This window comes from Streptococcus sp. 1004_SSPC (assembly GCF_001069025.1).
Taxonomy (GTDB): Bacteria; Bacillota; Bacilli; order Lactobacillales; family Streptococcaceae; genus Streptococcus; species Streptococcus vestibularis.
The window spans coordinates 87437-99230 of the sequence record NZ_JWGQ01000011.1 but is presented as its reverse complement, the minus strand read 5'-3'; the positions used below and the strand labels follow the sequence as shown (position 1 = coordinate 99230).

Here is an 11794-nt window from a genome sequence, read left to right as displayed (position 1 = left end):
AGCTTGCTCTCAAAATTATATTTATTTGATTTTCATAAGGAGGAAATCACTAATGGTAGTTAAAGTTGGTATTAACGGTTTCGGTCGTATCGGTCGTCTTGCTTTCCGTCGTATCCAAAACGTAGAAGGTGTTGAAGTTACTCGCATCAATGACCTTACAGATCCTACAATGCTTGCACATTTGTTGAAATATGACACAACTCAAGGTCGTTTCAACGGAACTGTTGAAGTAAAAGAAGGTGGATTTGAAGTTAACGGTAAATTCGTTAAGGTTTCTGCTGAACGTGACCCAGAACAAATTGACTGGGCTAACGACGGTGTAGAAATCGTTCTTGAAGCAACTGGTTTCTTTGCAACTAAAGCAGCTGCTGAAAAACACTTGCACGCTAATGGTGGTGCTAAGAAAGTTGTTATCACTGCTCCTGGTGGAAACGATGTTAAAACAATCGTATTTAACACTAACCACGATATCCTTGACGGTACTGAAACAGTTATCTCAGGTGCTTCATGTACTACAAACTGCTTGGCACCAATGGCTAAAGCATTGCAAGATAACTTTGGTGTTAAACAAGGTTTGATGACTACTATCCACGCTTACACTGGAGACCAAATGATCCTTGATGGACCACACCGTAAAGGTGATTTGCGTCGTGCTCGTGCTGGTGCTGCTAACATCGTTCCTAACTCAACTGGTGCTGCTAAAGCTATCGGTTTGGTTATCCCAGAATTGAACGGTAAACTTGACGGTGCTGCTCAACGTGTTCCAATTCCAACAGGTTCTGTAACTGAATTGGTTTCAGTCCTTAACAAAGAAGTAACTGTTGATGAAGTTAACGCAGCAATGAAAGCAGCTGCTAACGAATCTTACGGTTACACTGAAGATCCAATCGTATCTTCTGACGTTGTTGGTATGTCATTCGGTTCATTGTTTGACGCAACTCAAACTAAAGTTCAAACTGTTGATGGACATCAATTGGTTAAAACTGTTGCTTGGTATGATAACGAAATGTCATACACTTCACAACTTGTACGTACTCTTGAATACTTCGCGAAAATCGCTAAATAATTCAATTGTATAGGAAGAAGAGCTTCGGCTCTTTTTTATTTTCCAAAATAATAAAACAGTCGCATAAATAGGCTGTTATAATCTCAGTAGGATTGTGATTTATGAATAAGCTAGAAGATATTCCAAATAAGTATAAAGGGCTTGACACAACCCCAGGAGTTCTTATTATGTTTTTGTATAGCTAGCATACCATAAATAAGTATAAAAACGGTAAGTGATTCAAATAGGGTATAGACATCAAAAAACAATGTTTCCATGGATAAGGAGGTAAAAAATCGCACAAGTTATTGCTCCACTATCTAACCAATAGTAAGGAGATGGAAAATGTATGCCTATCTTTTCAGTGATAACTGCATAGTTAAAGCCTTCCCAGAATCCCCAAATAAGACGGATGAAAATGTATGCCAGGATATTACTAGGAAATGATTGGCTCATTACTTCTTTTGTTAATTGTATTGATTGAAGAGGTAGATAGGAATTAATCTGATGAGTAATTCCTTTAAATATGATAAGTGGTAGGGCTACAAGAAGAGATTGAAAAAGGATGATAACTAAATTTTTGGTGATTAATCCAAAGTGTCTGAAAGATTCTTTGCAATAAAGCATAACAGTGCTGGTTCCTAAGCCTGCGATGGCAAATTGACAACTAGCTAATAAGATTAATCGAAGCCATAGCGGTACTGATATTTGGTTAGTGTATGAAAAAAGAGTTGGTTTAAGAGTAAGAAAGAGGAGCAGAGGAACAAGGGTAAGAATAAGGATTACATTTAGATCATGATCATCTTGTTTCTGCTTCGTGTTTAGCTGTTTTTCATGGATATTCGACCTTTCTATTTAGATTATATGCTAAATGCCTTATACTAGTAATAAGCTAGAAATCCTTCTGATTTTGCTATCTCTTTTATGCATTTTGTGATATAATGAAAACGTATTAAAAAATTAAGGAGTCTGATCAAATGGCTAAATTGACTGTTAAAGATGTTGACTTGAAAGGGAAAAAAGTTCTCGTTCGTGTTGACTTCAACGTACCTGTAAAAGATGGCGTGATCACTAACGACAACCGTATCACTGCTGCCCTTCCGACTATCAAGTACATTCTTGAACAAGGTGGACGTGCAATTCTCTTCTCTCACCTTGGACGCGTAAAAGAAGAAGCTGATAAAGAAGGCAAATCACTTGCTCCTGTAGCTGCTGACTTGGCTGCTAAATTGGGTCAAGACGTTAAATTTATCCCAGGTGTTACACGTGGTGCTGAGTTGGAAGCAGCTGTCAATGCTCTTGAAGATGGACAAGTTCTCTTGGTTGAAAACACTCGTTTTGAAGATGTTGATGGCAAGAAAGAATCTAAAAATGATCCTGAACTTGGTAAATACTGGGCATCACTTGGGGATGGTATCTTCGTAAACGATGCATTTGGTACAGCTCACCGTGCACACGCATCTAACGTTGGTATCTCAGCAAACGTTGACAAAGCTGTTGCTGGTTTCCTTCTTGAAAATGAAATTGCTTACATCAAAGAAGCAGTTGAAACTCCAGAACGTCCATTCGTAGCTATCCTTGGTGGTTCTAAAGTATCTGATAAGATTGGTGTTATCGAAAACCTTCTTGCAAAAGCTGATAAAGTTCTTATCGGTGGTGGTATGACTTACACATTCTACAAAGCACAAGGTATCGAAATCGGTAACTCACTTGTAGAAGAAGATAAACTTGATGTTGCTAAAGCTCTTCTTGAAAAATCAAACGGTAAATTGATCTTGCCAGTTGACTCAAAAGAAGCTAATGCATTTGCTGACTACACTGAAGTGAAAGACACTGAAGGTGAAGCAGTAGACCCAGGTTTCCTTGGCTTGGATATCGGTCCTAAATCAATTGCTGAATTCGATAAAGCCTTGACTGGTGCGAAAACAGTTGTATGGAATGGTCCTATGGGTGTATTTGAAAACCCTGACTTCCAAGCTGGTACAATCGGTGTGATGGACGCTATCGTGAAACAACCAGGCGTTAAATCAATCATCGGTGGTGGTGACTCAGCTGCCGCAGCAATCAACCTTGGACGTGCAGATAAATTCTCATGGATCTCTACTGGTGGTGGAGCTTCTATGGAACTTCTTGAAGGTAAAGAACTCCCAGGACTTGCAGCTTTGACTGAAAAATAATTTTTAGTAAATTAAGAACGTTCTGTAAGGCGTTCTTTTTTGTTGAATTGAAGACTATTCAATTGTAAGATGTAAAATATCAACATTCTTTTTTATTTTTTAATTATACAGTGAAATATCCCAAAAGCCAGTCAATCATGGTAAAATAGTAGAATGGGATTGAAATTTGAATCAAAAAAATTTAAGTTTGGTATGCGTACACTAAAGACCGGGATAGCCGTTTTTCTTGTTTTAGGCTTGTTCTCTGCTTTAGGCTGGGAAGGGCTTCAGATTGGTTGTTTAACTGCTGTTTTTAGTTTGCGTGAGAATTTTGACCGTAGTGTTCAATTTGGAAAGTCACGTATTTTTGCGAATACAGTTGGGGGTCTTTTATCGCTTTTATTCTATTTTGTGAATATGTGGTTTGACAATTCAGTTTGGGTGACTTTGCTATTGGTCCCTATTTTAACAATGTTGACTATTGTCATTAATGTGTCCTTTAATAATGCTTCTGGAGTTATTGGAGGAGTGGCTGCGCTTTTGATTATTACTTTGTCTATTCCACCTGATAATACCTTCACCTATGTGATAGCCAGAGTATTTGAAACGTTTTGCGGAGTCTTTATTGCAATACTTGTTAATTATGATTATGATTGGTTACTTAAACATTTAAAATAAGAATAATAGAGTTCTCTTGAGCTCTTTTTTTATGGTTTTTAAAATAAAATCCTTGAATATAAGATAATAAGCAATACAATGTTCGGGATTTTCTTATTGTGTAAGAAAAAGTAACATTATCTGTTGACATGTAGTAACATTCAGAATATAATTGTTAGGAAAGGAGGATGATCATGGCAAGAGAAAAAGAACTAAGACGTTCTTTGGCTGTTTTTCCGATTGGCACAGTTATGAAGTTAACGGATTTAACTGCTCGTCAAATTCGTTACTATGAAGATCAGGGGTTGATTCAACCTGAACGTACAGCTGGAAATCGTCGTATGTACTCATTAAATGATATGGATAGTTTATTGGAAATCAAAGATTTTTTGAATGACGGTTACAATATTGCAGCAATTAAGCATGAGTATGAGGAACGTAAAGTTCGTGCGCAACAAAAACAAGTAGCTTTAACTGATGCGGACGTTCGACGTATCTTGCATGATGAACTCCTTCAGCAAGGCCGTTTTACGACCCCATCACAACGATTTGGTAACTTGCGTATTTAATTACGCTTTGAACTTTTATTTTTGGTTTTTATAAAGGAGACCCCTATTATGGCAATCACAGCAGCTGATATTCGTCGCGAAGTCAAAGAGAAGAATGTTACTTTTTTGCGTTTAATGTTCTCTGACATCCTTGGTGTTATGAAGAATGTTGAAATTCCTGCGACAGATGAACAGTTGGATAAGGTACTTTCAAATAAAGCTATGTTTGATGGTTCATCAATCGAAGGTTTTGTTCGTATCAATGAATCTGATATGTATCTTTACCCAGATCTTGATACTTGGACAGTCTTCCCTTGGGGTGATGAAAATGGGGCAGTCGCTGGTCTTATTTGTGATATCTATACTTCGGCAGGTGAACCATTTGCAGGAGACCCACGTGGTAACTTGAAAAAAGCTTTGCGTCATATGGAAGAAGTTGGTTATAAATCATTTAATCTTGGACCAGAGCCAGAATTTTTCCTTTTCAAATTAGATGAACAAGGTAATCCTACGCTTGAAGTTAACGATAAAGGTGGTTATTTTGACCTTGCACCAACTGACCTTGCCGACAACACACGTCGTGAAATTGTTAATGTGTTGACAGAAATGGGATTTGAAGTTGAAGCATCTCACCATGAGGTTGCGGTTGGACAACACGAAATCGATTTTAAATATGCTGATGTTTTGAAAGCATGTGATAATATTCAAATGTTTAAGCTAGTTGTTAAGACAATTGCTCGTAAACATGGTCTCTATGCTACATTTATGGCGAAACCTAAATACGGTATTGCTGGTAGTGGTATGCACTGTAACATGTCTCTCTTCACTGATGAAGGAAATGCTTTCTTCGATCCAGAAGATCCACGTGGTATGCAATTATCTCAAGATGCCTATTACTTCCTTGGTGGATTGATGAAACATGCCTATAACTATACTGCCATTATTAATCCAACGGTTAACTCTTATAAACGTTTGGTACCAGGTTACGAAGCCCCTGTATATATTGCATGGGCAGGTAGCAACCGTTCACCATTGATTCGCGTCCCTGCTTCTCGTGGTATGGGTACACGTTTGGAATTGCGTTCAGTAGACCCAATGGCAAACCCATACTTGGCACTTGCTGTTCTTTTGGAAGCAGGTCTTGATGGTATTATTAACAAGATTGAAGCACCAGATCCAGTTGAAACAAACATCTACTCAATGTCTCCAGAAGAACGTAAAGAGGCTGGTATCATTGATTTGCCATCAACACTACGTAATGCTCTTAAAGCATTGGAAACGGATGAAGTGGTTCGTCAAGCATTGGGTAATCATATCTATACAAACTTCCTTGATGCGAAACGTATGGAATGGGCAAGCTACGCTACTTTCGTTTCACAATGGGAAATTGATAACTACTTAGATCTGTATTAATAAAATAATTTGAAGATCAGGGTTACCTGGTTTTCTTTTTGTTTAAAAAGGAGTTTATTAAGTTCTTGGATAGATTATGTACCTCTAACAGATTTGTTTGCTTTTGTCATATTTCTTTTTTCTCTATTAATTACATAAAAATATCAAGATGTTAAACTAATTTTATATCAATCTTATTCAGGGGGAAATATAAAAACAACAAAACAGCTGCCTTAGCAATAGTCCCAAGTACATTATTGCTCGGTCTTACAGTCGCTCAAACAACTGATGCTGATTCTTATACTGTTCAAAATGGAGACTTGTTCTTCTCAATTACTAGCCAAGGCTTATGCTGTTGGTTCGATATCTGCTGCTCGTTCGATTGTATGTTGGACTGATGGTGGATATGGATACGTTGGTTATGTTAAACAAGTTGGTTAGATTCAAATCTTGGAGTCGAACTATAACAATTAGCAACACATTGATAACTATCATGCTTGGTTTAATTTATAAAATTCAACAACACCAGGGGCGGTATCTTACATTTATCCAGGTGTATAAAAGGAGAAGCAGCGTTTATGGAACTTTTTTACTTACTGAAGATTTGTATCGGACTAAAAAATGGTAGCTGTTAGGCTACCATTTTTTAGTTATCAGGTGTGAGAATCATTGGAATGATGATTGGCTCACGTTCTGTTTTTTCATATAGGAATGGTCGTAATGCATTGACGATAGCTCCGTTAACGGATTGAATGCTGGCGTCTTTATTTTTAAGAGCAATACGAATTGCGTTGAATAAAATGCGTTGGCTATCACGAATAAGATCACCAGATTCACGCATATAGATAAAGCCACGACTGAGAATATCTGGACCAGCTAGAATCATCTTAGACTTGAAATCAACAGTTGCGACAGCAAGGACGACCCCGTCTTCAGAAAGATCACGACGGTCACGAAGAACGGCCGCCCCGATATCACCGATACCATTACCATCGACATAGATGTCTTGAGCATTGAAATGACCTGCACGACGAGCAGAATCTTTTGTTAGGGCTAGGACATCACCATTTTCCATGATAAAGATATTATCTTTTGGAACACCACAATCAACAGCGAGACCTGCGTGGACTTTCTGCATGCGGTATTCACCGTGAACAGGCATGAAGAATTTTGGTTTGATCAAACGAAGCATGAGTTTTTGCTCTTGTTGACCACCGTGTCCAGAGGTATGGATATTGTTGATTTTACCGTGGATAACATCGACGCCAGCTTCTTGAATAGTATTAATCAAGCGGTTAACGCTGGTTGTATTTCCTGGGATAGGGCTAGATGAGAAAATAACAGTGTCACCAGGTTGCAGTGTCACTTGGCGGTGCATCCCGTTAGCGATACGTGCAAGGGCTGCCATAGGCTCTCCTTGAGAACCAGTACACATGATAAGAATCTCACTGGAATGGTAGTTTTTCATCTCACTAGGGTCAATAATAGTTCCTTTTGGAACCTTGATGTAGCCTAGTTCAACACCATTAACAATGGCTTTTTCCATAGAACGTCCAAAGACAACAATCTTACGACCGGTTTTTACAGCAGCTTCGGCAGCTTGTTGCAGACGGAAAATATTAGAGGCAAATGAGGCGAAGATAATACGTCCGTGGATGCCTTCAATAATTTTCATGATGGATTGTCCAACGACCTTCTCGGAATTAGTGAAAGTTGGGACTTCAGCATTGGTTGAGTCTGAGAGGAGGCAAAGAACCCCTTCTTCACCGAGTGCAGCCATACGATGAAGGTCTGCTGGCTCACCTACTGGAGTGAAGTCAAACTTAAAGTCACCGGTACAAACAATTTTACCTTGTGGTGTATGGATGACAATTCCGAGAGGTTCTGGAATTGAGTGAGTTGTGCGGAAGAAGGTCACGCTCATATTTTTGAAAGTAAGCTCTGTATTAGCATTAATTTCATAGAGTTGTGCGTCACGAAGTAGCCCGTGTTCTTCCAATTTTCCTTTGATGAGAGCGAGGGCAAGCGGACCTGCGTAGATTGGGATGTTTGCCTGCTTAAGAAGGAAGGGAATACCACCAATATGGTCTTCGTGACCGTGAGTAATGACAAGAGCTTTAACACGGTCAACGTTTTCAACGATGTAAGAATAGTCCGGAATGACATAATCGATACCGAGAAGATCATCCTCAGGGAATTTAATACCTGCATCGACGATGATAATCTCATCTTGGTATTCAATACCATAGGTGTTTTTACCGATTTCCCCCAAACCACCAATCGCATAAACCCCAACTTCTTCAGGTTTTAGATTGATTTTTGATGCCATAGTCTTAGAACTCCGTTACTTCAAAAACGCCTGTTTCTTTTTCGTATTCAAGGGCTTTTTCTGAGAGGAGCTCGATGAATTCGATGTTATAGGCAGTGCTTTTTTCGATGATTTGACGAGCTTGGATACGTCCCTCAAGTTCAGTTTCTGCATCGATATCTAGGTAGAGTGATTTTGTCTGTTCACGGCGTGGATTACGCTCTTTAGTTTCTTGGTAAAAGACTTTATAAATCATGGTTTTCCTTTCTTTCCAAAAGGCTCTGCCATTCTATAAAAAAACCGGTCAAGTTAATCTTTCTATGATTTACTTGACGTTATGATATTCACTTTATGAGTAATAGCTAGTAGCCTTGATTCGTTTAACAATTACTATTATTGTACCATAAGATAAGGGCTAGATAAAGAAAATGGCGGAAAAAGTTGGGGAATGTTCGTTTTTGGAAAATAACTACTTGTGTTATAATAGAAAAGCATAAAAGGAAACAAGGAAAAAAGATGAAAATATTAGCATTTGATACTTCTAGCACGGCTTTATCAGTAGCCTTGTTGGAAGATGAGAACTTAGTGGCAGAGGCAACCGTGACAGTGAAAAAGAATCACAGTATTAGTTTGATGCCCACCATTGATTTTTTGGTCGCTCAGGCGAGCTGGCAACCAGCTGATTTAGACCGTATCGTTGTTGCTCAAGGACCTGGATCCTACACAGGGCTTCGTGTGGCTGTTGCAACAGCTAAGACATTAGCCTATGCGCTTGACATTGATTTAGTGGGAGTTTCAAGTCTACAGGCGCTGACAAACCTTTCGGTTGACGGTGTTGTGATTCCTATCATGGATGCCCGTCGTAATAATGTTTACGTCGGATTTTATGAAAACGGCCAAGCTATCGTCCCTGATTGTCATGCTGCTTTTACAGATGTTCTTGAGCAAGCTAAAACGTTTGAAAAGGTAACTTTTGTAGGTGAAGTAGTTAATTTTGTGGATCAGATTAAGGAAAGCCTTCCAGAGGCAACTATCTTGTCAAGTCTTCCGTCAGCCCTGTTAATTGGTCGTTTAGGTTTATCATTGCCTCCTGTTAATGTGGATGCCTTTGTCCCACATTACTTGAAGCGAGTTGAGGCAGAGGAAAACTGGCTTAAGACACATGAGGAGACTAACCGTGACAACTACATCAAGCGCGTCTAGATTGAGTTGCCAGGAACAGGCTCAGATCATTTACCAGATTTTGTCGGATGTTTATGACAAGTCTCCGTGGACGATAGAACAAGTGGTAGCAGACTTGGCTTTGGATACTACGGAGTATTTCTATGTTTATGATCAGGAAGAAGTCGTTGGTTTTTTAGCCCTTCAAAATTTAGTTGGAGAGCTTGAGGTTACCAATGTTGCGGTTCTAAAAGCTTATCAGGGACGTGGTTATGCCAGTCAGCTGATGAAGTATTTAGAAGAGCGTAGTGAGCCAATCTTTCTAGAAGTGAGGACTTCAAATCAAGTCGCTCAGGCGCTTTATAGAAAATTTGGTTTTGAAAGTCTAGGAATTCGAAAAAATTATTATCATGAGCCTCAAGAGGATGCGGTTATCATGAGGCGAGAGGAAGTCTAATGGCAGATAGATATATTTTGGCAGTGGAGAGCTCGTGTGACGAGACTTCAGTTGCCGTTTTAAAAAATGAGAAAGAACTTTTAAGTAATATTATTGCCAGTCAGGTAGAAAGCCATAAACGATTTGGTGGTGTTGTTCCTGAGGTGGCTAGCCGTCACCATGTGGAAGTAGTGACTCTTTGTATTAAGGATGCTTTATCTGAGGCGGGAATTGCTGCTGAACAATTGGATGCTGTAGCTGTAACCTATGGCCCAGGCTTGGTTGGAGCCCTCTTGGTTGGGATGGCAGCAGCTAAGGCCTTTGCCTGGGCGCACGGTTTGCCTTTGATTCCGGTCAATCATATGGCAGGGCATCTGATGGCGGCGCGTGAGGTTCAAGAATTAGAGTATCCCCTCCTAGCACTTTTGGTGTCTGGGGGACACACAGAGTTGGTTTATGTGTCAGAACCGGGAAATTACAAGATTGTTGGTGAGACACGTGATGATGCAGTTGGTGAGGCCTATGACAAGGTCGGTCGTGTGATGGGATTGACCTACCCAGCTGGGCGTGAAATTGATGAATTGGCTCATAAAGGGAAAGATGTTTATGATTTTCCACGCGCTATGATAAAGGAAGACCACTTGGAGTTTTCATTTTCAGGCTTGAAGTCAGCCTTCATTAATTTGCACCATAATGCTGAGCAGAAAGGGGAAGTTTTAGTAACAGAAGACCTTTGTGCTTCCTTCCAAGCTGCTGTGTTGGATATTCTCCTAGCTAAGACGAAGAAAGCTTTAGAGCGTTACCCTGTCAAAACACTTGTTGTTGCTGGGGGCGTGGCAGCTAATCAGGGCTTACGTGAACGCTTGGCTGAGGAAATCACAGATGTAGATGTGATTATTCCTCCTTTGCGTCTTTGTGGTGACAATGCTGGTATGATTGCTTTAGCAGCAGCTATTGAATATGATAAAAAACATTTTGCTGAGTTAGATTTAAATGCTAAACCAAGTCTAGCCTTTGCAGGATTTGAAGAATAAGAAGAACCTCTTACTCGTCTGGTAAGAGGTTCCTTTAGAAAGGAATCGAGAGTGTCTGACTTTCGTTTAGGTGTAAAAGCCGCGGTACCGACAGCTTTAGGCTATGTAGCTATTGGCCTATCCTTCGGTGTTGTAGCGTCCGCTTCGGGTCTATCAGCCCTTGAGGTTGCTCTCATGTGTGCCTTGGTCTATGGTGGCTCGGCCCAGTTTGCCATGTGTGCTTTAGTAGTTGCGGGAGCTGGCCTAGGTGAGTTAACCTTGACTGTTTTCTTGGTTAATTTGCGTAATATGTTGATGAGTTTACATGCAACGATGATTTTTACAAAAACAAGCCTCTGGAATCAGCTGGGAATTGGTAGTCTGATTACGGATGAAAGTTATGGTGTCTTATTAGGAGAATATGTGCATCATAAAGATATTTCCGCTGACTGGATGCATGGTAACAATATTTTCAGTTATCTGGTTTGGATTGTATCATCAGTAATTGGTTGCTTGATTGGTTCAATGATTCCTAATCCTGAGCTTTTTGGTTTGGATTTTGCCTTGATTGCTATGTTTCTTGGTTTGTTAAGTAGTCAGTTTGATGCCTTGCTAGGTGAAGGGGTGCGTAAGCTGTTTATGATTCTGTTATCTATTGCGGTGGCATATCTGAGTTTTAGTATCATCTTATCAGAGTCTTTGGCCGTTCTAGTGTCTACTTTGATTGGATGTAGTGTGGGGGTAATGTGTGATGGCCGTCAATAAGTTTATTCTCACAGCTATCTTACTTGGATTTATAGTCAGTTGGGTTCCTCGTATTCTCCCCTTTGTACTGGTTAAATACAAGGGTCTACCAGATATAGTTGTTCGTTTCTTACACTACTTACCAGTTTCTATTCTTTTTGCCCTGGTTCTCTCTAGTCTCACGACTGAGAAGATTGGTCACTTGCCACAGTTTAGGTGGATGGAAATCCTGGCCATGGTGCCAACGGTAATTGTAGCATTTAAGAGTAAGAATCTCCTCTATGCTGTGATCGTTGGTATTGTGTCCATGGCCCTGATTCGATTAGTATTTTAG

13 protein-coding genes are annotated in these 11794 nt (G+C 39.8%); 11 read left to right on the top strand and 2 right to left on the bottom strand.

From position 1 onward, the window contains the following. Positions 1–52: 52 nt before the first annotated feature. The 6 genes from gap (at position 53) to ADF62_RS11835 (ending at position 6239) form a co-directional block, all read left to right on the top strand. Positions 53–1066 (top strand): type I glyceraldehyde-3-phosphate dehydrogenase, encoded by a 1014-nt coding sequence (gene gap, locus ADF62_RS01235; RefSeq protein ID WP_003094404.1) that lies wholly within the window; start codon positions 53–55, stop codon positions 1064–1066. 956 nt (positions 1067–2022) lie between these two features. Next, a complete protein-coding gene (locus ADF62_RS01225; protein WP_003093539.1) occupies positions 2023–3222 on the top strand; it encodes a phosphoglycerate kinase in 1200 nt (399 codons plus the stop codon). Between the two features lie 153 nt (positions 3223–3375). Further along, positions 3376–3879, top strand: a complete 504-nt coding sequence (locus ADF62_RS01220; protein WP_003093868.1) for an FUSC family protein — start codon at positions 3376–3378, stop codon at positions 3877–3879. A 173-nt stretch (positions 3880–4052) separates the two neighbouring features. Next, positions 4053–4427, top strand: coding sequence for a MerR family transcriptional regulator (locus ADF62_RS01215; RefSeq protein WP_003094812.1), 375 nt, complete (start codon positions 4053–4055; stop codon positions 4425–4427). Between the two features lie 48 nt (positions 4428–4475). Beyond that, positions 4476–5819, top strand: a complete 1344-nt coding sequence (glnA, locus tag ADF62_RS01210; protein ID WP_048787896.1) for a type I glutamate--ammonia ligase — start codon at positions 4476–4478, stop codon at positions 5817–5819. Positions 5820–6110: 291 nt separating this feature from the next. Further along, a complete protein-coding gene (locus tag ADF62_RS11835) occupies positions 6111–6239 on the top strand; it encodes a hypothetical protein (protein ID WP_275043065.1) in 129 nt (42 codons plus the stop codon). Between the two features lie 205 nt (positions 6240–6444). Here ADF62_RS11835 and rnjA read toward each other — a convergent pair whose 3' ends face one another. Continuing rightward, entirely contained in the window at positions 6445–8127 is a 1683-nt protein-coding gene (rnjA, locus tag ADF62_RS01200; RefSeq protein WP_003093738.1) for a ribonuclease J1, read from the bottom strand. Positions 8128–8131: 4 nt separating this feature from the next. Beyond that, the gene (locus ADF62_RS01195) at positions 8132–8362 is read right to left on the bottom strand and encodes a DNA-dependent RNA polymerase subunit epsilon (protein WP_003093927.1); all 231 of its coding nucleotides are present in this window, start codon (positions 8360–8362) and stop codon (positions 8132–8134) included. A gap of 260 nt (positions 8363–8622) precedes the next feature. Here ADF62_RS01195 and tsaB point away from each other — a divergent pair, with 260 nt between their 5' ends. Genes tsaB through ADF62_RS01170 form a run of 5 tightly spaced genes read left to right on the top strand, consistent with a single transcriptional unit; the run spans position 8623 to position 11794 of the window. Further along, positions 8623–9309, top strand: a complete 687-nt coding sequence (gene tsaB / locus ADF62_RS01190) for a tRNA (adenosine(37)-N6)-threonylcarbamoyltransferase complex dimerization subunit type 1 TsaB (RefSeq protein WP_003093512.1) — start codon at positions 8623–8625, stop codon at positions 9307–9309. Then, positions 9269–9724: a ribosomal protein S18-alanine N-acetyltransferase gene (rimI, locus tag ADF62_RS01185; protein WP_048787894.1), complete on the top strand. Its 456-nt coding sequence runs from the start codon at positions 9269–9271 to the stop codon at positions 9722–9724. Before tsaB ends, rimI begins: the two co-directional genes overlap by 41 nt. Then, positions 9724–10737 carry a tRNA (adenosine(37)-N6)-threonylcarbamoyltransferase complex transferase subunit TsaD gene (gene tsaD / locus ADF62_RS01180; protein ID WP_003094813.1) on the top strand — a complete coding sequence of 338 codons (1014 nt, stop codon included), beginning with the start codon at positions 9724–9726 and terminating at the stop codon, positions 10735–10737. The genes rimI and tsaD overlap by 1 nt, the downstream gene beginning before the upstream one ends. A gap of 51 nt (positions 10738–10788) precedes the next feature. Further along, positions 10789–11481 carry an AzlC family ABC transporter permease gene (locus ADF62_RS01175; protein ID WP_003096023.1) on the top strand — a complete coding sequence of 231 codons (693 nt, stop codon included), beginning with the start codon at positions 10789–10791 and terminating at the stop codon, positions 11479–11481. Then, positions 11468–11794: an AzlD domain-containing protein gene (locus tag ADF62_RS01170; protein ID WP_003093715.1), complete on the top strand. Its 327-nt coding sequence runs from the start codon at positions 11468–11470 to the stop codon at positions 11792–11794. Before ADF62_RS01175 ends, ADF62_RS01170 begins: the two co-directional genes overlap by 14 nt.